At 67.1% G+C, this 19,586-nt stretch carries 23 protein-coding genes and 1 tRNA gene; 17 read left to right on the forward strand and 7 right to left on the reverse strand.

Features of this window, described 5'->3' with window-relative positions; genetic code table 11:
• The 6 genes from TX88_RS27030 (at position 1) to rdgB (ending at position 4,721) form a co-directional block, all read left to right on the forward strand.
• The gene (locus TX88_RS27030; protein WP_044522142.1) at positions 1–972 is read left to right on the forward strand and encodes a cysteine synthase; all 972 of its coding nucleotides are present in this window, start codon (positions 1–3) and stop codon (positions 970–972) included.
• Positions 973–982: 10 nt separating this feature from the next.
• On the forward strand, positions 983–1,657 hold the full coding sequence (locus TX88_RS27035; protein WP_044522144.1) for a rhomboid family intramembrane serine protease: 675 nt from the start codon (positions 983–985) through the stop codon (positions 1,655–1,657).
• A 4-nt stretch (positions 1,658–1,661) separates the two neighbouring features.
• Positions 1,662–2,486, forward strand: a complete 825-nt coding sequence (murI, locus tag TX88_RS27040) for a glutamate racemase (protein WP_044522145.1) — start codon at positions 1,662–1,664, stop codon at positions 2,484–2,486.
• Positions 2,487–2,550: 64 nt separating this feature from the next.
• On the forward strand, positions 2,551–3,318 hold the full coding sequence (locus tag TX88_RS27045; RefSeq protein ID WP_044524100.1) for a cyclic nucleotide-degrading phosphodiesterase: 768 nt from the start codon (positions 2,551–2,553) through the stop codon (positions 3,316–3,318).
• Between the two features lie 17 nt (positions 3,319–3,335).
• On the forward strand, positions 3,336–4,115 hold the full coding sequence (gene rph / locus TX88_RS27050; protein WP_003880216.1) for a ribonuclease PH: 780 nt from the start codon (positions 3,336–3,338) through the stop codon (positions 4,113–4,115).
• A complete protein-coding gene (rdgB, locus tag TX88_RS27055; RefSeq protein ID WP_044522149.1) occupies positions 4,116–4,721 on the forward strand; it encodes an RdgB/HAM1 family non-canonical purine NTP pyrophosphatase in 606 nt (201 codons plus the stop codon).
• A gap of 16 nt (positions 4,722–4,737) precedes the next feature.
• Here the strand turns inward: rdgB and TX88_RS27060 are convergent, their stop codons facing one another.
• Together TX88_RS27060 and TX88_RS27065 are read right to left on the reverse strand one after the other, a co-directional pair.
• Positions 4,738–5,100: a DUF3817 domain-containing protein gene (locus tag TX88_RS27060; RefSeq protein WP_044522150.1), complete on the reverse strand. Its 363-nt coding sequence runs from the start codon at positions 5,098–5,100 to the stop codon at positions 4,738–4,740.
• Entirely contained in the window at positions 5,097–5,480 is a 384-nt protein-coding gene (locus TX88_RS27065; RefSeq protein ID WP_044522152.1) for a hypothetical protein, read from the reverse strand. Before TX88_RS27065 ends, TX88_RS27060 begins: the two co-directional genes overlap by 4 nt.
• A gap of 85 nt (positions 5,481–5,565) precedes the next feature.
• Between TX88_RS27065 and TX88_RS27070 the strand changes: the two genes are divergently transcribed.
• Positions 5,566–5,649: transfer RNA gene (locus TX88_RS27070), tRNA-Leu, on the forward strand.
• 53 nt (positions 5,650–5,702) lie between these two features.
• On the opposite strand, the gene TX88_RS27075 is transcribed toward TX88_RS27070, so the two are convergent.
• Entirely contained in the window at positions 5,703–6,452 is a 750-nt protein-coding gene (locus TX88_RS27075; protein ID WP_044522155.1) for a potassium channel family protein, read from the reverse strand.
• A gap of 146 nt (positions 6,453–6,598) precedes the next feature.
• Between TX88_RS27075 and TX88_RS27080 the strand changes: the two genes are divergently transcribed.
• Together TX88_RS27080 and TX88_RS27085 are read left to right on the forward strand one after the other, a co-directional pair.
• Positions 6,599–7,018 carry a hypothetical protein gene (locus tag TX88_RS27080; protein ID WP_209447112.1) on the forward strand — a complete coding sequence of 140 codons (420 nt, stop codon included), beginning with the start codon at positions 6,599–6,601 and terminating at the stop codon, positions 7,016–7,018.
• Positions 7,019–7,073: 55 nt separating this feature from the next.
• Positions 7,074–7,442, forward strand: coding sequence for a SpoIIAA family protein (locus TX88_RS27085; protein WP_044522159.1), 369 nt, complete (start codon positions 7,074–7,076; stop codon positions 7,440–7,442).
• Positions 7,443–7,536: 94 nt separating this feature from the next.
• Here TX88_RS27085 and TX88_RS27090 read toward each other — a convergent pair whose 3' ends face one another.
• The 3 genes from TX88_RS27090 to TX88_RS27100 all read right to left on the reverse strand — a co-directional run bounded on the left by TX88_RS27090 (position 7,537) and on the right by TX88_RS27100 (position 11,468).
• Positions 7,537–9,369, reverse strand: coding sequence for a fatty acyl-AMP ligase (locus TX88_RS27090; RefSeq protein ID WP_044522162.1), 1,833 nt, complete (start codon positions 9,367–9,369; stop codon positions 7,537–7,539).
• A 92-nt stretch (positions 9,370–9,461) separates the two neighbouring features.
• Positions 9,462–10,007 (reverse strand): DUF4333 domain-containing protein, encoded by a 546-nt coding sequence (locus TX88_RS35605; protein ID WP_280113241.1) that lies wholly within the window; start codon positions 10,005–10,007, stop codon positions 9,462–9,464.
• Positions 10,008–10,034: 27 nt separating this feature from the next.
• Positions 10,035–11,468 (reverse strand): neutral zinc metallopeptidase, encoded by a 1,434-nt coding sequence (locus tag TX88_RS27100; protein WP_044522164.1) that lies wholly within the window; start codon positions 11,466–11,468, stop codon positions 10,035–10,037.
• An 88-nt stretch (positions 11,469–11,556) separates the two neighbouring features.
• Here TX88_RS27100 and TX88_RS27105 point away from each other — a divergent pair, with 88 nt between their 5' ends.
• The 8 genes from TX88_RS27105 to TX88_RS27140 all read left to right on the forward strand — a co-directional run bounded on the left by TX88_RS27105 (position 11,557) and on the right by TX88_RS27140 (position 19,077).
• Positions 11,557–12,213 (forward strand): nucleoside/nucleotide kinase family protein, encoded by a 657-nt coding sequence (locus tag TX88_RS27105; protein WP_244438683.1) that lies wholly within the window; start codon positions 11,557–11,559, stop codon positions 12,211–12,213.
• A 136-nt stretch (positions 12,214–12,349) separates the two neighbouring features.
• Positions 12,350–12,937: a peroxiredoxin gene (locus TX88_RS27110; RefSeq protein ID WP_044522168.1), complete on the forward strand. Its 588-nt coding sequence runs from the start codon at positions 12,350–12,352 to the stop codon at positions 12,935–12,937.
• Positions 12,938–12,939: 2 nt separating this feature from the next.
• Positions 12,940–13,473: an alkyl hydroperoxide reductase AhpD gene (ahpD, locus tag TX88_RS27115; protein WP_044522169.1), complete on the forward strand. Its 534-nt coding sequence runs from the start codon at positions 12,940–12,942 to the stop codon at positions 13,471–13,473.
• A gap of 121 nt (positions 13,474–13,594) precedes the next feature.
• Positions 13,595–14,893: an MFS transporter gene (locus TX88_RS27120; RefSeq protein ID WP_407939455.1), complete on the forward strand. Its 1,299-nt coding sequence runs from the start codon at positions 13,595–13,597 to the stop codon at positions 14,891–14,893.
• Positions 14,890–15,876 (forward strand): LacI family DNA-binding transcriptional regulator, encoded by a 987-nt coding sequence (locus TX88_RS27125; RefSeq protein WP_044522171.1) that lies wholly within the window; start codon positions 14,890–14,892, stop codon positions 15,874–15,876. Before TX88_RS27120 ends, TX88_RS27125 begins: the two co-directional genes overlap by 4 nt.
• Before the next feature lie 114 nt (positions 15,877–15,990).
• Positions 15,991–17,193, forward strand: a complete 1,203-nt coding sequence (locus tag TX88_RS27130) for a cytochrome P450 (RefSeq protein WP_044522172.1) — start codon at positions 15,991–15,993, stop codon at positions 17,191–17,193.
• Positions 17,190–18,269 (forward strand): phosphotransferase, encoded by a 1,080-nt coding sequence (locus tag TX88_RS27135; protein ID WP_044522176.1) that lies wholly within the window; start codon positions 17,190–17,192, stop codon positions 18,267–18,269. Before TX88_RS27130 ends, TX88_RS27135 begins: the two co-directional genes overlap by 4 nt.
• Positions 18,270–18,339: 70 nt before the next feature.
• The gene (locus TX88_RS27140; protein WP_044522178.1) at positions 18,340–19,077 is read left to right on the forward strand and encodes an SDR family NAD(P)-dependent oxidoreductase; all 738 of its coding nucleotides are present in this window, start codon (positions 18,340–18,342) and stop codon (positions 19,075–19,077) included.
• 12 nt (positions 19,078–19,089) lie between these two features.
• Here TX88_RS27140 and TX88_RS27145 read toward each other — a convergent pair whose 3' ends face one another.
• Positions 19,090–19,524, reverse strand: a complete 435-nt coding sequence (locus TX88_RS27145; RefSeq protein WP_244438685.1) for a nitroreductase family deazaflavin-dependent oxidoreductase — start codon at positions 19,522–19,524, stop codon at positions 19,090–19,092.
• Between the last annotated feature and the right edge of the window lie 62 nt (positions 19,525–19,586).

Consider the following 19,586-nt stretch of genomic DNA (forward strand, 5'->3'; position numbering starts at 1 on the left):
ATGACCAGATACGACTCGCTGCTGCAGGCCCTCGGCAACACCCCGTTGGTCGGGCTGCAGCACCTGTCGCCCCGGTGGGAGGACGGTCCGGACGGGCCGCATGTGCGGCTGTGGGCCAAGCTCGAGGACCGCAACCCGACCGGCTCGATCAAGGACCGGCCCGCGCTGCGCATGATCGAGCAGGCCGAACGTGACGGGCTGCTGAGCCCGGGCGCCACGATCTTGGAGCCCACCAGCGGCAACACCGGTATCTCGCTGGCCATGGCCGCGATGCTCAAGGGCTACAACATGATCTGCGTGATGCCCGAGAACACCTCCATCGAGCGGCGTCAGATCCTCGAGCTCTACGGCGCGCGGATCATCTTCAGCGCGGCCGAGGGCGGTTCCAACACCGCCGTGTCGACCGCGAAAGAGCTTGCGGCGGAGAACCCTTCGTGGGTGATGCTGTACCAGTACGGCAACCCGGCCAACAGCGACGCGCACTACTACGGCACCGGCCCTGAGCTGCTGGCCGATCTGCCCGAGATCACCCACTTCGTCGCCGGGCTCGGCACCACCGGAACCCTGATGGGCACCGGCCGCTTCCTGCGCGAGCAGGTGCCGGGTGTGCAGATCGTGGCCGCCGAACCGCGCTACGGCGAGGGCGTGTACGCGCTGCGCAACATCGACGAGGGATTCATCCCCGAGCTGTACGACCCCGACGTGCTGACCACCCGGTTCTCGGTGGGCTCCTACGACGCGGTCAAACGCACCCGCGATCTGGTGACCCGCGAAGGCATCTTCGCGGGCATCTCCACCGGCGCGGTCCTGCACGCCGCACTGGGTATGGGCGCCAAGGCGATCAAGGCCGGCGAGCGCGCCGACATCGCGTTCGTGGTCGCCGACGCCGGGTGGAAGTATCTGTCCACCGGTGCCTACGCCGGTAGCCTTGATGACGCAGAGGATGCGTTGGAAGGGCAGCTATGGGCGTGAGCGGGCAGGTATGACGAACCCTGGTCTACCGTCGTCCAGCGCACCGAAAAAACGACCCGCGTGGATCGTCGGCGGCGTCACGATCGTCAGCTTCGTCGCGCTGCTGTACGTGATCGAGATCGTCGACACCGCGATGGGCCACCGGCTCGATCAGGACGGCATCCGGCCCCTGCAGACCGACGGACTGTGGGGCATCCTGTGGGCGCCCCTGCTGCACGGCGGCTGGCCGCACCTGATCGCCAACACCGTGCCCGCCCTGGTGCTCGGCTTTCTCATGACGTTGGCCGGGATGGGGCGGTTCATCGCCGCGACCGCCATCATCTGGATACTCGGCGGCTTCGGCACTTGGCTGATCGGAAACATCGGCCTGCACTGCCCCTACGTGAGCGTGCAGTGCACGAGCACTCACATCGGCGCATCCGGCTTGATCTTCGGCTGGCTGGCGTTCCTCATCGTGTTCGGGTTCTTCACCCGCAATGTGTGGGAGATCGTCATCGGCGTCGTCGTGCTGTTCGTCTACGGCGGCGTCCTGTTCGGGGTGCTGCCGGGCAATGCGGGGGTTTCCTGGCAGGGCCACCTGAGTGGGGCACTTGCCGGTGTGGTGGCGGCGTACCTTCTGTCCGGACCGGAACGTAAGTCGCGGGAAGCGAAGAAGAATTCCGCACAGCCACGGCTGAGCGCGTGACCGTATGAACGACCCACTGGCCCCCGTCGGCATCTTCGACTCCGGCGTCGGCGGACTGACCGTGGCCCGCGCGATCATCGACCAGCTGCCCGACGAGGACATCATCTACGTCGGGGACACCGGCAACGGCCCCTACGGGCCGCTGTCCATCCCCGAGATCCGGGCGCACTCGTTGGCCATCGGCGACGACCTGGTGGCCCGCGGCGTCAAGGCTCTGGTGATCGCGTGCAACACCGCGTCGTCGGCCTGCCTACGCGACGCACGTGAGCGCTACTCGCCGGTGCCGGTGGTCGAGGTGATCCTGCCCGCGGTGCGGCGCGCGGTGGCCGCCACCCGCAACGGACGCATCGGCGTGATCGGCACCGCCGCCACCATCGCCTCCGGCGCCTACCAGGACGCGTTCGCGGCCGCGCGGGACACCGAGGTGTTCGGGGTGGCCTGTCCGCGGTTCGTCGACTTCGTCGAGCGCGGGGTCACCAGCGGCCGTCAGGTGCTCGGCCTGGCCGAGGGATACCTGGAGCCACTGCAGCGCGCCGAGGTGGACACCCTGGTGTTGGGCTGCACGCACTATCCGATGCTGTCGGGTCTGATCCAGCTGGCCATGGGCGACAACGTCACGCTGGTGTCCTCGGCTGAGGAGACGGCCAAGGACCTGCTCCGGGTGCTCACCGAGCTCGATTTGCTGAAACCCCACGAATCCGGCCCGGCCCAACGGGTGTTCGAGGCGACCGGCGATCCGGAGGCGTTCACCTCCCTCGCCGCCCGCTTCCTGGGACCGGGGCTGGACGGGGCGCGGCAGGTCCGGCGTCACGCGGGCGTCGGAAAATGATCTCCGTCGCCCAAACCGGCGATGTCTTGGCAACGTGCACATCGGGCATGGCAAGCTAGACACTGTGCGATTGACCATCCTGGGATGCTCCGGCAGCGTTGTCGGCCCGGATTCGGCAGCCTCCGGCTATCTCGTCACCGCACCGGACACGATTCCGATGGTCGTCGACTTCGGCGGTGGCGTCTTGGGTGCGTTGCAGCGCTACGCCGATCCGAATTCGGTCAACGTGTTGCTGTCGCATCTGCATGCCGATCACTGCCTCGATCTGCCCGGCTTGTTCGTCTGGCGCCGGTATCACCCGATCCCGGCCACCGAACGCGGCCTGATGTACGGGCCGGCCAACACGTGGGCCCGGCTGGGTGCGGCGTCGTCGCCCGAAGGCGGCGAGATCGACGACTTCACCGACATCTTCGAGGTGCGGCACTGGGAGGACGGCTCCCCGGTGCAGATGGGCACGCTCAACATCACGCCGCGGCTGGTGTGTCACCCCACCGAGTCCTACGGCATGCGCTTCACCGATCCGTCCGGGGCGACGCTGGTCTACAGCGGTGACACCGGATACTGCGACGCGCTCGTCGACCTCGCCCGTGGCGCCGACGTCTTCCTGTGCGAGGCGTCGTGGACGCACGACCCCTCTCGTCCGCCCCACCTGCACCTCTCGGGCACCGAGGCGGGACGCGCGGCCGCCGAAGCAGGCGTCGGTGAACTGCTGCTGACCCACATTCCGCCGTGGACCTCACGCGAGGACGTGATCAGCGAAGCCAAGGCCGAGTTCGACGGCCCGGTTCATGCCGTGGTGTGCGGCGAGACCTTCGACGTCACCCGGCGCTGACCCGCTAGGGTTGGCGGGTGTCCAAGCGAGAAGACGGTCGTCTTGACGACGAGCTGCGCCCGGTAACCATCACCCGCGGTTTCACATCGCATCCCGCCGGATCGGTACTGGTGGAGTTCGGCCAGACCCGCGTCATGTGCACCGCCTCGGTCACCGAAGGCGTGCCGCGCTGGCGTAAGGGTTCCGGGCAGGGCTGGCTGACCGCCGAGTACGCGATGTTGCCGGCCGCCACTCACGACCGCTCGGACCGCGAATCGGTCAAGGGCCGCGTCGGCGGCCGCACCCAGGAGATCAGCCGTCTGGTCGGACGCTCGCTGCGCGCGTGCATCGACCTCGGCGCGCTGGGGGAGAACACCATCGCGATCGACTGCGACGTGCTGCAGGCCGACGGCGGTACCCGCACCGCGGCCATCACCGGCGCCTACGTCGCACTCTCCGATGCCGTGACGTATCTGGCTGCGGCCGGGCGGCTTTCCGATCCGCGCCCGCTGTCGTGTGCGATCGCGGCCGTGTCGGTGGGCGTGGTCGACGGACGCGTCCGTGTCGACCTGCCTTACGTCGAGGATTCCCGCGCCGAGGTGGACATGAACGTCGTCGCCACCGACACCGGCACCCTCGTGGAGATCCAGGGCACCGGTGAGGGCGCGACCTTCCCTCGGTCCACGCTGGACAAGATGCTCGACGCCGCGCTCGGCGCCTGCGAGCAGTTGTTCGTGATCCAGCGTGAGGCACTGGAACTGCCGTATCCGGGCGTGCTGCCGGAAGGGCCCGCGCCCAAGAAAGCGTTTGGAAGCTGAGTGCCCGCACTCCTTGTAGCCAGCCGTAACGCCAAGAAGCTGGCCGAGCTGCGCCGGGTGCTGGATGCCGCCGGGATCACCGGGCTGGACCTGGTGTCGCTGGCCGATGTGGCTGCGTACGACGAGGCGCCAGAAACCGGTGCGACGTTCGAGGAGAACGCACTGGCCAAGGCTTCGGACGGCTTTCGCGCCACGGGATTGGCTTGTGTGGCAGATGATTCCGGGATCTCCGTGGACGCCCTGAACGGGATGCCCGGGGTGCTCTCGGCGCGGTGGGCCGGCCGGCACGGGGACGACGCCGCGAACACCGCGTTGTTGCTCGGGCAGCTGGCCGATGTGCCCGACGAACGGCGCGGGGCGGCGTTCGTGTCGGCGTGTGCGCTGGTGTCTGCGTCCGGTTCCACGGTGGTGCGCGGAGAGTGGCCGGGCACGGTCACCCGCGAACCCCGCGGCGACGGCGGGTTCGGTTACGACCCGGTGTTCCTGCCCGAGGGGTCTACTTCGACGGCCGCCGAGCTGTCACCCGCCGAGAAGGACGCGGCGTCGCATCGCGGCCGGGCGCTGGCGTTGTTGGTGCCCGCGCTGCGGGAGCTGGCCGGGTCCTAGCGGACTCGGCGGCAGGCTAGAGCTCGAAGCGCTTCTTGAGATCCAGCGTGTTGAAGTGCTCGACGATGATGCCCAGGAGCGGGATCGTGCCCGCGAGCAGCACACCGATCGTCTTGCCGATGGGCCAGCGGACCTTGACCGCGAGGTTGGCCGTGAACAACAGGTAGATGAAGTACACCCAGCCGTGCACGATGCCGATCCAGCTCGGCGGGTTGTCCACCTGGACGATGTACTTGAGCACCATCTCGTAGCACAGCGCGATCAGCCAGAGGCCCGTCGTCCAGGCCAACACGCGGTAGCCCAGCAGGGCCTTGCGGATGGTCTCCTTGGGCATCGAAACAGGCGGCGTGACCTCGGCGCCCGGTTCTGGTGCGGTCATCTGTCGGTCCTGTCTTTCTTCTCGGGCTGGGCATCGGACTTGGCCAGCTCGGCAAGGTAGGCGTTGTACTCGGACATTTCTCGGTCGTCGGCGTCTGCCGCGGCGGCCTTGGGGCGTTCGGGCAGCAGGCCCACGGGGATCTCGGTGAGCTCACCGTTATCCCGCTCCGGCGGTGCCTCCTCGTACCGGACGAACTTGTAATAGGCGTAGAAGCAGAACCCGGCGAACATCGGCCACTGCAGGGCGTAGCCGAGATTCTGGAAGGTGCCCGAAGCGGATTCGTAGCGCGTCCACTGCCACCAGGCCAGTGCGAGGCAGCCGGCGGCGCCGAGAAAGACCAGTGCGATGAGCGCTGGTCTCCTACGCCGTGTAGTGGACATTCGTCCATGGTACGGCGCGGGTCTTGAGGCCGACGAATGTGTCGAGGTGGCCCGATGTACCTGCGGTAGGCTGAGCGCGCTCCATGCGGGCGTGGCGGAATTGGCAGACGCCCGGGCTTTAGGTGCCCGTGTTCGAAAGAGCGTGTGGGTTCGAGTCCCACCGCCCGCACTCTTCAACCCACGTGTGATCTCCAAACCTGGTACCAAATGCGGTACCAGGTTTCACGGTCGGTGGTCGGTTCCCGACCCCTCGACGGCCGGTGACCGCAACTCCTCACGCAGCGATGCGATCTCGGCACGTAGCTCATTGATATGGGCCGCCGTCACCGCCGCCTCGGCGGATTCGTCGGCCGCCACACTCTGCACGATCCATGACGCGATCGTCGCGGTGATGGAACCGACCAGGCTGATCCCGCCGATCATCAACAGCGCGGCGATGACTCGACCGGTCGTGGTGACCGGATACATGTCGCCGTATCCGACGGTGGTGATGGTGGTGATCGCCCACCAGATCGCATCGCCGAAATCGGTGATGTGGGCGTCGGGCTGCCCACGCTCGGCCTGCAATACCGCCAGCGACGCGACATACACCAGCAGGATCGCACCCGAAACGGTGTAGATCACCACCTTGCCGCGGATCGCGCGACCGACGGCATTCTGGAGCACACCGATCAGCACGACGAGACGCAGCAACCGCAGTGGTCGCAGCAGCGGCAACAGCACGATGGCCAGGTCGACGAGGTGGGTTCGGAACCAGCGCTTGCGGTCGTCGGCGAGATACAGCCGGGCCGCATAGTCCGCGGTGAACACCGCCCACGTCAGCAGGGTCGCCAAGTCGACAGCCCGAGCCGCCAGCCCGTGCGGCTGCACCAGTACCTCGATCGTGTAGGCGGCGAGGAACACCGCCGCCACCGCGGCCAGCGGCCATTCGGCGCGTGCCTCCCACCTGTCGAGGCGCTGTTGGATCGTCACCGCAAAAGTGTGCGACACAAATCCGCGACGGGCCTAGGCAACCCGGCGGATTCCGCTCTCGGCGGCCAGAACGTATCGTTCCATCTCGCCGAGGCGCGGCGGAGGCGTACGACGCGCGGGTGGGCGCGGAAGGGAAACGGACACACGTGAGCAAGCGGATAGTCGCGTTGATTCTGGCAGTGGTGGCGATTGCCGCGGGTTGCGGTAAAGGCGATGAAGCGTCCGGGCAGACCATCACCCCCGGACACTCCCAGGCGTCCCCGTCGGGCACCTACACCGCCTTCGCGGAGGAGGGGACGGAAGAAGACGGCGTGAAGCCCTGGGTCGCGGTGGTTCGCGACAAGGCCGGCAAGGAGGTCTTCCATGACCATTCCTCCTACAGCCCCCGCAACGGCGTGATGATGACCTGGTTGCCCACCGAACCCGAACAGCTGTGGGTGTATTCGGGCGATGGAGGGGTCTACAGGATCGCTCCGGGAAGCCATGGCGGGTGGACACGGAGCGCCGTCAAGAGCGAGAACGTGCCGTCGGAGATCTCAAGTCTCTGGGAGTCTTCGCGATCCTGAATCGCAGCACTGCCCGTTGGGGGCAGACTCGAGGCGTGAGACGGGAGGAGAACCGATGATTGACGTCCTTCCCGACATGCCCGAGGGTGTGTTCGGTATCCGAGTGTCGGGTCGAGTGCGTGGTGACGATCTGCGCGAATTCCGGCCGACGATGGACGAATTGCTCGACACCGGCGAGATCCGCATCGTCGAGGTCATCTCGCCGGACTATGAGGGATTCGGAAGCGGTGGGCTCGTCGAGGATTTGAAGCTGGGCCTCGGTGTGTTGTTGCGCCATCACTCCGCGTTCAAACGGATCGCCGTCGTATCCGACATGGAGTGGGTCGCCCACGCCATGCACGCGTTCGCGTGGATGATTCCGGGGGAGCTCAAGGTCTTCGGGCTCGGCGAGCTCGATGCGGCCAAGGAGTGGGCCGCGGGCTGAGGCCGGCGGGCAAGCCGAAATCAACGCCATGGTCGTTCCGCGCGCCGAATAACGACCACAGCGTCACACTCGGCGAGCAGAAGCCAAGTAGACCCTACTTGTTGAACTTACCGCTCAAATATTCAGTGCGGCAGGCATTTCGGGCCAGCTTGCCGCTCGTCGTGCGGGGGATCACGCCGGCGGCGACCATGCGCACGTCGGCCACCCGGATCTGGTGGTGGCGTGACACGGCCGCGCGGATCGCGTCGACGATCGGGCCGGGCTCGGCACGACCGGCTCCGGCTGCCCGCTCGGCGACGATCACCAGTTCTTCACCGCGGTCCCCGACCACCGAGAACGCCGCAACGTAGCCCGAGCGCACGGCGGGGGACGCTCCGCTGACGGTGGTCTCGATGTCGGTCGGGTAGTGGTTGCGCCCGTCGATCAGGATCATGTCCTTGATCCGGCCGGTGAGGTAGAGCTCGCCGTCGAGGTAGACGCCGAGGTCGCCGGTCGCCAGCCAATGGCCGTTGTCGGGCACCTCTTCGGCGTGGCTGCCCGTCGTGAGGCGGGTCTGCAGCTTGTTGGCGAACACCCGCTCGCTCTCATCGGGTCGGCCGAAGTAGCCCTGGCCGACGTTGTTGCCGTGCAACCAGATTTCGCCGACGACACCGTCGGCGGCTTCGCCGCCGTCGCCATCGGCGATCACCGCCCACTGGTTCGGGATCGGCTGGCCGCAGGATACGTGCGCCACGGCGCCCTCGTCGGTCGGGGCGACCGTCACGGCGCGCCCGGCGCTGAGCTGCTCGCGGTCGAGGTACACGGCACTGGCCGCGGCGCTCGGGGCGATGCTGGCCACCGACAGCGTCGCCTCGGCCATCCCGTACGACGGTTTGATCGCCGTCGCGGGCAGCCCGTACGGGGCGAACGCCGAGGTGAACTTCTCGACGGAGGCCATGGTCACCGGCTCGGAGCCGTTGAGGAGCGTGACCACGTTGGTCAGGTCCAGCGTCTCTCCCTCGGGCGGCAGGCCGCGTTCGGAAGCCAGCTCGAAGGCGAAATTCGGGGCAGCGGCGAAGGTGCGGCCGTGGGCGGCCTCTTCGGCCAGCCGCTTGATCCAGCGGTACGGGCGGCGGACGAACGCCATCGGGTCCATCAGGCTGATGTGGCCACCGCACAGGGCTGGGAACATGATCATGATCAGGCCCATGTCGTGGTACAGCGGCAGCCAGCTGACACTGCGGATGCCGGTGTCCAGGTCGCCGGCCAGGATCATCTGGATGACGTTGGTACACACGTTGCGGTGGGTGATCTCGACGCCGGCCGGGGTACGGGTCGACCCCGACGTGTATTGCAGGTACGCGATGTCGTCGATGTTGACGTCGGGGCTGACGTACATCTCGGCCAGCGTGTCCGGGACGGCGTCGACGGCGATCACGCGGGGGCGCTCGGCGGCAGGCAGCGTCTTGATGAAGGCGCGGACCGATTCGGCCGCAGAGGTCGTGGTGAGCACCGCCGTCGGTTTGGCGTCGGACAGCACCGCGGCCAGTCGCTCGGCGTGACCCGCCAGGGCCGGCGCGAACAGTGGGACGGCGATGTTGCCGGCGTGCACCGCCGCGAAGAACGCCGCGACGTACTCGACACCCTGCGGGGCCAGGATCGCCACCCGGTCGCGGGGCTTGGTGACCTGCTGCAGTCGGGCGCCGACAGCGCACACCTGCGACCACAGGGCGTTCCAGCTGAGCTCGACGGCGCGGCCGTCGGGATCGGTCGAGTAGTCCAGGAAGCGATACGACGGCTCATCCCCAAAGATGAACCGGTTGCGATCCAGGAACGACGTCAGTGTGAGGCCGTCGGGTACGACGATCGTGCCGTCGTCGCGAACGTAGTTCTCGATGTTCGACGCCGACGATTCAACAGCACTGGTTGCAGCGGGATCCCGACCCATAACCCGTAAGACTAATAGCGGCTCTAATAAAGCCTGGCAGCGTGGTCGGGTGTGGGTTGTCACCGGGTACCGAAAATGTGTCGTGCGTCTCTCTATCGGGGCCCGTCAACTGCATAAGTTCCGTTATTGTCCGTGAATTCCACGATCACCCGGCGGAGCGTGTCGTTGATCTCGACCGCGCATGTGAAGGTTTCCCCGGCCCGGACGACCGGATCCTTGCCGTTGTTGCAAGCGACCGCGACGATCCGGTTGGCCCCGTAACCGTTGATCGGATCGGACAGGATCTGTGCCACCCCGGACTCGGCCTGATGGACGTCGAGGTGGGTGCTGTTGGCATCCACCCGGCTCCACGCCCACACCCCGGTGCCGATCACCGCGAGCGCGACGACGGCGACGGCCGCACCGATGAGCAGACGTCGGTCGTCACGTTTGGGCTTGGGCAGCGGCGACGGCTGTGGTGGACGCGGCGGCTGCGGAGCGGGCCGGCCGTGGTGTTGCGGCGGTGGGGGCGGCAACGGTCCTCGGACGGGTGGCGGCGTCCGCGGGGGCCGGGCCGGGTGAGCTCCCGGTGGCGGTGTGCCGCCCGGGAGGGGCGCGCCGCCGGGCCGGGCCCACCACGGCTGCTCGGGACCGCTCATCGGCTCTCCTCGACTCGGCTCATCGGATCACGCGAACCGTTGGTAGCACTGCGCGTCGTCGCCTTGCAGGCCGGACCGGTAGGCCAGGATCCGAGTGAACCCTGCAGGCAGCACCCGGCCGTTGACGTCGCTGGCGGCCAGCCCGTTGGTGAGCAGGCCGCTGATCGCCTCGTCGGTGTCACCGGCCGACAACGTGATCGGGTGACCTTCCTCGGCCATCCTGGCCTGCCCCACGCCGGTCAGGCAGCCGGTGCGCATGGCGGCCACCGGAGTGTCGAGCACCAGGCCCTTCTCGTGTTGTACGGCCAGCGCGTAGCGCGACGTCAGAACCGAGATCGCCGAGTTGTCGCCCTGCAGGAGCTCACGCTCGTCGTTCTCGTTCCTGGCTTCCCCCAACGCTTTCATCCCGTCCAGGTCCACCACGATGGTGTTGGTCGCCGGGCAGTACGAGGCCGGTGGCGACGGTCCCGCGTCGGGACATGCGGTGGGCTCGGTGCTCAGCTTCGGTGGGTTGGCGGGTGCGTAGACCTGCTGCAGCGACTGCATGGTCTTGTCCAGCAGATCGGCGGTGATCGTGCTGTTCGCGCTCTGCGCTCCGCCGAAGAAGTCGAGGAACTTCGGCAGATCGCCGCGGCGCTTCTTGATCTCGTCGGAGTCGATGGCCGCGCACTCGTCGACGTTGCCGCTGAAGCCGATCTGGAACGCGCTGACCCGGTCCAGCGCCGACCCGTGCTCGTTGCCGGTGAGCGTGGCGTCCATCCGCGTCATCAGGGGATCGCGGATGTAGATCAGACCGCCCAGGACGTGGTTGAGGCCGTCACCGGTGCTCAACTCGAAGCGCGGTGATTTACCCGCGGCCACCCAGCGCAGGTAGACGCCGGCGAGGCAGTCGGCTTGCTGCTCCGCCACCAGTACGGGCGTGCTCTCGTTGATCAGCCGGGCCTGTTGCTGGACGGCGTGGCCGTACTCGTGGGCCATCACCCCGACCACACCCATCTGGCCGAAATACTGTGCCGCGACGGGAATCGCCACGCCGCGGTCCCAGGCCATCACGTCGCTCTTGAGGCAATAGAAGGCGTTGGTCAGCCCGACGGTGTTCTCCCCGCAGATGTCGAGCCCGGGGGAGAGGTCGGAGTTGAACGAGACGAGCCGGGACACGGGGGTGAAGGTTCCCGGCAGTGAGCCGCCGGTGTAGTTCTGCGACCAGAAATCCTCGATGTCGTCGACGGCCAGCAGGGCCAGGTCGTCGATCTGGCCGCCGTCGGTGTTCTCGGCCTGACGCGTGGGTCCGGGTGCGTCGGGCCGGATGCCGCTGTGGCCGTCGGTCACCGGCAGGCCGCCGACGCGGTCGGGCAGGAACAACATCGAGGTCGCCCGGCCACCGACCACCGTGGCGTTCCCGCAGCCGGCCAGCAGCGCCGCACAGCAGACCAGACCGAGCCACCAGCGAAGCCTCGCCAATTGAGCCGCCTTCCGTGCGATCCGCCTCAGCCAGTTCTACCTGCTCGTGGCGACGTTCGGCACGGGCCGCTCGATGACCTGCGCGACAATGGCACCCGTTATGTGCACGTTCGACGATCTCCTGGTCCGGGTGCTGGCCCACGCGGCGGAGCCGGGGACATCGATCATCGGGATCACCGGGGCGCCGGGCGCGGGCAAATCCACACTGACCGAGGCGCTGGTCGCGGCCGCGCGGGAACGCCTCGGCGCCGACGCGGTCGCCCATGTGCCGATGGACGGATTTCACCTCGCCGACGTGGAGCTACGCCGGCTGGACCGGATCGACAGCAAGGGGGCGCCCGACACCTTCGACGTTGCCGGCTACGCGGCGTTGCTGCGCCGCATCCGTGCGCGGACCGAGGTCGTCTACGCGCCGGGCTTCGAGCGTGACATCGAGCAGCCCGTCGCCGGCGCGATCCCGGTGTTCCCGGATGCGGCCGTGGTGCTCACGGAGGGCAACTACCTGTTGCTCGACGATCCCGGTTGGTCGGCCGTGGCCGCGGAGATCGACGAAATCTGGTACTGCGCAATACAAGACGATGTGCGCGTCGCGCGTCTGGTGGCCCGTCACGTCACCTTCGGCAAGCGGTCAGACGAAGCGCGGCGCTGGGTTGCCGAGGTCGACGAACCCAATGCGCGGTTGGTGGCGGGCACCGCGGCGCGGGCCGATCTGTCGGTATCGGTCGACACCGTGTTGGGCCAGTGATGCCCAACTCACACTGATGTCGTTTGTGTGGATAATCACGCCTGATCGAGTTGCTATAACAGTCAGCCGACGGCCAGAATCGATGTGTAAATCTGGAATCATTCCAGAAAAACCATGCGAGATTGGACAGGTTGCGATGGCGCTTTTGACGATTGGTTCTCAGTTCCCGGAATACGACCTGACGGCCGTGGTTGGCGGAGATCTGTCCAAGGTCGACGCCAAGCAGCCCGATGACTATTTCACCCGCGTCACCAACAAGGACGACGAGGGCAAGTGGCGCATCATCTTCTTCTGGCCCAAGGACTTCACCTTCGTGTGCCCGACCGAGATCGCCGCGTTCGGCAAGCTCAACGAGGACTTCGAGGATCGCGACGCCAAGGTCATCGGCGTCTCGGTGGACAACGAGTTCGTGCACTTCCAGTGGCGTGCGCAGCACGAGGACCTGAAGACGCTGCCGTTCCCGATGGTCTCGGACCTCAAGCGTGAGCTCTCGGCGGCCGCAGGCGTTCTCAACGCCGACGGTGTGGCCGACCGCGCCACCTTCATCGTCGACCCCAACAACGAGATCCAGTTCGTGTCCGTCACCGCGGGCTCGGTGGGGCGCAACGTCGACGAGGTGCTGCGTGTGCTCGACGCGCTGCAGTCCGACGAGCTGTGCGCCTGCAACTGGAAGAAGGGCGATCCGACGCTCAACGCCGGTGAGCTGTTGTCCGAGGCGGTCTGACCGTGAGCATCGACAACATCAAGGAAGCCCTTCCGGAGTACGCGAAGGACCTCAAGCTCAACTTCGGCAGCATCGTGAAGTCGACCGAGCTCACCGAGCAGCAGTTGTGGGGCGCCCTGGTGGCCACCGCCGCGGCGACCAAGTCGGCGCGCCTGCTGAAGGAGATCTCCGAGGACGCCCTCGACGTGCTGAGCGCCGAGGCCTACAACGGCGCCCTCGGCGCCGCCTCGATCATGGGGATGAACAACGTCTTCTACCGCACCAAGGGTCAGCTCGACGGTCGCTACGACGATCTGCGGGCCGGGCTGCGGATGAACATCATCGCCAACCCCGGTGTGCCCAAGGCGGATTTCGAGCTGTGGTCGCTGGCGGTGTCGGCGATCAACGGCTGCTCGCACTGCCTGTCGGCGCACGAGACCGTGCTGCGCGACGCCGACGTGTCCCGCACGACGATCTTCGAAGCCATCCGGCTGGCGTCGATCGTCTCCGGTGTGGCGCAGGCGCTGCTGACCGCGGACGCGCTCGCGGCGGTCTGACGCTCAAGCCTCCGGAAAGGGGCTTAAGCGCATAACCCAACAGATAAACTCGCCTCTCGCGATTCGAGAGGCGAGTTTTCTGTTGACGGCACCGAGGACAACCACCCGCATCGATCCCGTCGTGCGCAAGGCGATCACCGGCGCGTCCATCGGTAACGCGGTGGAATGGTTCGACTTCGCCATCTACGGGTTCCTGGCGACCTACATCGCGGCCAACTTCTTCCCGTCGGGCAACGAAACAGCCGCACTGCTCAACACTTTCGCCATCTTCGCCGCCGCGTTCTTCATGCGCCCGCTCGGTGGCTTCGTCTTCGGTCCGCTGGGGGACCGGCTGGGGCGGCAGCGCGTACTCGCCGTGGTGATCCTGTTGATGTCGGCCGCCACGCTGGGCATCGGCCTGCTGCCCACCTATGCCACCATCGGCGTGGCCGCACCATTGCTGCTGCTCCTGCTGCGATGCCTGCAAGGGTTCTCGGCCGGCGGTGAATACGGCGGCGGCGCGGTGTATCTCGCCGAATACGCGACCACCCGATGGCGCGGGTTCACCGTCACGTTCATCGCGTGGTCGGGGGTGCTGGGCTTCCTGTTGGGCTCGGTCACCGTCACTGTGCTGCAGGCGTTTCTGCCGCCGGAGGCGATGGAGAACTACGGCTGGCGTATCCCGTTCCTGGTGGCCGCACCGCTCGGCCTGGTCGGCCTGTACATCAGGCTGCGACTCGATGACACGCCGGAATTCGCCAAACTCGACGAGGCCGATCGGGTCGCCACGTCGCCACTGCGCGAAGCCGTCGGCACCGCCCGCCGGGCGATCCTGCAAGTCATCGGCCTGTTCATCGTGTTCAACGTCGGCTACTACGTCGTCTTCACCTTCCTGCCGACGTACTTCATCAAGGCACTTCACTTCAGCAAGACGCAGGCATTCGTCTCGATCACCCTGGCCAGCCTGGTCGCGCTGATCCTGATCCTGCCGCTGGCCGCACTGTCGGACCGGATCGGGCGCAAACCCCTGCTGATCGCCGGCTCGGTGGGGTTCGTGGTGTGCGCGTATCCGCTGTTCCTGCTGATGAATTCGGGGTCCGTGGCGGCGGCGATCGCCGGGCACTGCGTGCTGGCCGCGATCGAGTCGGTATACGTGGCGACAGCCGTCACGGCCGGCGTCGAACTGTTCGCCACCCGCGTGCGCTACAGCGGTTTCTCGATCGGCTACAACATCGCGGTGGCACTGTTCGGCGGGACCACTCCGTATGTGGTCACCTGGCTCACCGCCGCGACCGGCAACAACCTGGCGCCCGCGCTGTACCTCGTTGCCGCGGGCATCGTCTCGCTGGTCACCGTCCTGACCTTGCGCGAGAGCGCGGGACGGCCACTTTCGGGAGTGGACGACCCAACTGGGCAGCAACGTGCCACGATGACACCGTGAGCACGACACGAGGACGCCCCACGAAAGCTGATGTTGCCAGACTGGCGAACGTCTCGACGGCGACCGTCAGCTACGTGCTCAACAATGTTCAAGGGCAACGCATCTCGGAGCAGACCCAGGAGGCGGTGCGTAAGGCTGCGGCCGAACTCGGCTACCGGCCCAACCTGGCGGCCCGCAACCTCGCGGTCGGCGGCAGCGGTGTGGTGCTCTACATCGTGCCGCGCACCGATCTCGGTGAACTGCCTCTGGAGGTCGGCAGTCGCCTCACCACCGCGCTCGGCCGGCACGGCATCGTGCTGTCGATGCAGCTCGAGACGGACGACGGCCAGAACATCGTCGACGCGGTGGCGAACCTCAACCCGGTGGCCGTCGCCGGCGTCTTCCCGCTCACCGGTGCCGCTGCCGCGGCGGTCGAGGCGGCGCGGATTCCGCAGATCTACCTGGGCAGCGAGAAGCTGCGCGCGCTCGGGTCCTTGCACCTGACCGTCGGGGCGATGCGGGTGGAGCACCTGATGGCGCGGGGCCACACGCGCCTGGGCTTCGCCTATTCCGGTGCCGAGGTGCTCCGGCCGCTCGGTGACTACTGGTTGTCGGGTCTTCGGGTGGCCGCCGGCGCGCAAGGTCTGCCCGAGATCGAGGTCGACACCGTGGCCACCGACGGGTCCGACGCGGACGCTGTCGTGTCGAAGTGGGTGTCAGCGGGCGTCACGGCCGTGTGCGCGCAAAGCGATGAGACGGCGTTCGTGGTGCTGCACGGGATACGCCGGGCCGGCTTGCGCTGCCCTGACGATCTCGCGGTCATGGGGGTCGACGCGATACCGCTGGGCGCGGTGAGTTCCCCGCCGCTGACCTCCGTCGTATTCGACGCCAAGACCATCGTCGATGCTGCGGTCCCGGCGATGATGGCCGAACTCGGATACCCGACAGTCGCTGACGCCGACGGCAGTGACCCTGCCGCGCTCATCGTGCGCGACAGCACCTGACCATTACATGTGAACAGCAAGCCGTAAGCCGAGGCGGCCTTGTCGGGTGGCCGTCCAGACGTGTAACTTACGCGGGTAAGTAACTCTCCGCAGCCCTCAGAGAGGCGGACCGCCGTGAGTGTGAGCACCACCAGTGACGTGTATTTCGATCCCTACGACGTCGAGATCAACGCCAACCCGTATCCGACGTTCGCCCGGCTCCGCGAGGAATCGCCGCTCTACTACAACGAGCAGCACGACTTCTACGCGTTGAGCCGGTTCGCCGATGTCAACAAGGGACTCGTCGACCACGAGACCTTCAGCTCGGCCCGCGGGGCGATCATCGAACTGATCAAGGCCAACATCGACATCCCCTCGGGCGCCTTGATCTTCGAGGACCCGCCGATCCACACCGTGCATCGCAAGTTGCTGGCCCGGATGTTCACCCCGCGCAAGATCAATGCGCTGGAGCCCAAGATCCGGGAGTTCTGTGCGCAATCGCTGGATCCGCTGGTGGGCGAGGGCAAGGTCGACTTCATCAAGGATTTCGGCGCGATCATGCCGATGCGGGTGATCAGTGCGTTGCTGGGCATCCCCGAGGACGACCAGGAGATGATCCGCGACCACGGCAATGACCAGTTGCGCACCGAGGCGGGCAAGCCGATGAAGGCGGCCCAGGAGGGTCTGGTCGACGGCTCGATCTTCGAGACCTACATCGACTGGCGCAAGGACAACCCGTCTGACGACATCATGACCGATCTGCTCAACGTCGAGTTCACCGACGAGCACGGGGTCACCCGCAAGCTCACCCGCGAAGAACTGCTCATCTACATCAACGTGGTGGCGGGTGCCGGGAACGAGACCACCACACGGCTGATCGGTTGGGCGGCAAAAGTGCTCGCCGAGCATCCGGAGCAGCGGCGCCAGCTGGTGGAGAACCCGGCGCTCATCCCTCAGGCCATCGAGGAACTGTTGCGGTTCGAGCCGCCGGCCCCGCACGTCGCCCGCTACGTGACCCGCGACGTCGAGCTCCACGGCCAGACGGTTCCCGAGGGCAGTGTGATGATGATGCTGATCGGTGCGGCCGTCCGCGACAGCCGTCAGTTCCCGCCCGACGGTGAGGTTTTCGACATCCACCGCGAGCAGCGCCAGCACCTGGCGTTCAGTGTCGGAACCCACTACTGCCTGGGTTCGGCCCTCGCGCGACTCGAAGGCCGGATCGCGCTGGAGGAGATGCTCAAGCGCTTCCCGGAATGGGACGTTGATCTCGACAACGCCATACTGTCGCCGACTTCGACTGTCCGCGGCTGGGATTCGATGCCGGTGATCCTCCGGTGACGGCCGCGCTGACCGTCCCCAAGGACTGGGCACAGGTCACGCCCGAGTGGTTGACGGCCGCGCTGGCCGACCATCACCCGGGTGCCGTGGTGGACCGCGTGACCGTCGACATGCGCGACGACGGCACCAACCGTCGTGCGCGCCTGTCGGTCACCTACAAGCCGGGGCCGACCGGGCCTTCCATGGTGTTCGCCAAAGCTGTCGATCCCGGGCACAAGGAGATGATCAAGTACACCAGCGGCCTGCTGCACGAGCCCAGGCTGTTCAACTCGAAAGTTGAGCTGCCGCTGGAACATCCGACCGTGTACGCCGCGCCGATCGACGAGGGCGACGAGGACTTCATGCTGGTCATGGAGGATCTGACGGCACGCTCGGCCGACCCGCGCGACGCCACCCGGCCGCTGACGGTGGAGCAGGCGGCCCAGGGCGTGCGCGGTCTGGCCCGGCTGCACGGTGCGTTCTGGGGCGAGCGCGTGCGGCGTCCCGGGCTGGAGTGGCTGGAGCCCTTCGTGCCCTGGGACGGTATGCAGTGGGCGCCCCTACCTGCCGCGCTCGAGCGGTTGGGCGACGACGCCCCGGCCTCAGTTCACGCGCTGACGATCGACCACCTGGTGGAGGGGATTTGGAAGCCCTTCATCCAGACCCTCACCTTGCCCGGGATCTCGCAGACGCTGCTGCACGGCGATCCGCACATCGGAAACACCTATCTGTTGCCCGACGGGGATGTCGGGTTCCTCGATTGGCAGGTGGCCCGGCACGGCAACTTCTCCCTGGATCTCGGCTACTTCCTGCAGGGCGCGCTGACCACGGAAGACCGCCGGGTGTCCGAACGCCAGCTGCTCGAGGAGTACCGCGACGAGCTCGGACTGCCCGCCGACGAACTGCCGTCACCCGACGAGATCTGGCTGCGCTACCGGGCTTCGGTCGCCCACGGCCTGACGACCTGGCTGGCCACCGCCAGCGCGGGCGAGCTGTGGCAGCGCCCGGACATCGCACTGGCACTGGCACAGCGGTATTCGGCGGCCTACGAGGATCTGCAGACCGCGCAGGCGCTGGCCGACCTGATCGGTCAATGACCTCCGTCAAACCGACCGCCTGACGGGAATCCTCGATCCGGACACCCGCCGAGCCACTACGGTGTCCGGCATGACAGGTGTCGTGGTGACAGGTGCAGCGTCGGGGATCGGCCGGGCCAGCGCGGAGGCGCTGATCGCAGATGGTCGTCGGGTCGCGTTGTGGGACATAGCGCCCGAGGTCCGCGAGGTGGCCGAAGGATTGGGCATGCCATCGACGGTGATCGACGTGTGTGACACCGCTGCGCTCACGGCAGCCGTCGAGGAGACGGCGCAGGCGCTCGACGGCATCGACGGCCTGGTGCATGCCGCGGGCCGCGTGCTCCCCGAACCGGTGGGCGCCTTCACCGAGGAGTCGTGGGACGCGGTGCTCGACGTGAATCTGCGTGCGCAGGCGCTGTTGATGCAGTTGCTGCTACCGCACCTGGAGAGATCCGCGAAAGATGGCGGATCGCCCGCAGTCGTCGGCATCTCCAGCATCGAAGGCCTGGCCGCCAACCCGTTCATCCCGGCTTACTGCGCCTCCAAGGCAGGCTTGCTCGGTATGACGCGGTCGATGGCTGCACAGTTGGGCCCGTTGGGAATTCGCGTCAATGCCGTGTGTCCGGGCTTCATCCACACCCCGATGCTCCAGATCGCGTTGGACGTCGAGGAGATCCGTGCGAGCTTCGAACAGGCCGCGCCGCTGGGCCGGCTGGGGCAGCCTGACGAGATCGGGGCCGCCGTGGCGTTCCTGATGTCACCGAAGGCGTCGTTCATCACCGGTACGCAACTCGTCGTGGATGGGGGAGTGACCAGCCGTCACGCGTGAGGCATGGCGCACCTACGCGGGATCCATCCGGAAGATCGGCATCCGCCCCAGTAGCGCCTCGAACTCCTCGGGGCCGCCCTCGACCACCAGTCCGCCCTGGCGAAGGAAGCCGACCCAGCCGGGAATCAGGCTGGGCAGCAGGCGAAGTAGTGGCCTGGCGTCCTCGTCGGAAAGTTCGACCACCCGTACCTGCTCGACTCGACGCCCCCGGCTCAACGTCGCGGTCTGGTCGGCCCGCACGTTTGCGATCCACGCGGCCTCCGGTGCCGCCGCGACGTATTGCTTGCCGTCGACGAACATCGGTGTGACCGGTGTGGCGCGGGGTTGCCCGGATTTACGTCCGGTGACCGTGAGGATCACGGGACCCTTTGCGCCGAAGCGGAGTCCGAGCCGGGACAGGGCGATGATCGCCTTGTTGCCGGGCTTGATGTACCAGGGCAGCTTCACGATTTCTCCAAGTTGAGGAACGTGCTCAAGTTATGCGGCCCAGCCTAGCGCTATATTGAGGG

The sequence above is a fragment of the Mycolicibacterium septicum DSM 44393 genome, from assembly GCF_000455325.1.
In the GTDB taxonomy this organism is placed as follows: domain Bacteria; phylum Actinomycetota; class Actinomycetes; order Mycobacteriales; family Mycobacteriaceae; genus Mycobacterium; species Mycobacterium septicum.

What these genes read in the sequence shown, in the direction of transcription:
- murI (WP_044522145.1), top strand. Translation starts at nt 1,662, where the DNA reads ATGAACGACCCACTGGCCCCCGTCGGCATCTTCGACTCCGGCGTCGGC.
- TX88_RS27105 (WP_244438683.1), top strand. Translation starts at nt 11,557, where the DNA reads ATGGCACCCGTTATGTGCACGTTCGACGATCTCCTGGTCCGGGTGCTG.
- TX88_RS27085 (WP_044522159.1), top strand. Translation starts at nt 7,074, where the DNA reads ATGATTGACGTCCTTCCCGACATGCCCGAGGGTGTGTTCGGTATCCGA.
- TX88_RS27030 (WP_044522142.1), top strand. Translation starts at nt 1, where the DNA reads ATGACCAGATACGACTCGCTGCTGCAGGCCCTCGGCAACACCCCGTTG.
- TX88_RS27035 (WP_044522144.1), top strand. Translation starts at nt 983, where the DNA reads ATGACGAACCCTGGTCTACCGTCGTCCAGCGCACCGAAAAAACGACCC.
- TX88_RS27110 (WP_044522168.1), top strand. Translation starts at nt 12,350, where the DNA reads ATGGCGCTTTTGACGATTGGTTCTCAGTTCCCGGAATACGACCTGACG.
- TX88_RS35605 (WP_280113241.1), bottom strand. Translation starts at nt 10,007, where the DNA reads ATGAGCGGTCCCGAGCAGCCGTGGTGGGCCCGGCCCGGCGGCGCGCCC.
- TX88_RS27140 (WP_044522178.1), top strand. Translation starts at nt 18,340, where the DNA reads ATGACAGGTGTCGTGGTGACAGGTGCAGCGTCGGGGATCGGCCGGGCC.
- TX88_RS27090 (WP_044522162.1), bottom strand. Translation starts at nt 9,369, where the DNA reads ATGGGTCGGGATCCCGCTGCAACCAGTGCTGTTGAATCGTCGGCGTCG.
- TX88_RS27065 (WP_044522152.1), bottom strand. Translation starts at nt 5,480, where the DNA reads ATGTCCACTACACGGCGTAGGAGACCAGCGCTCATCGCACTGGTCTTT.
- TX88_RS27060 (WP_044522150.1), bottom strand. Translation starts at nt 5,100, where the DNA reads ATGACCGCACCAGAACCGGGCGCCGAGGTCACGCCGCCTGTTTCGATG.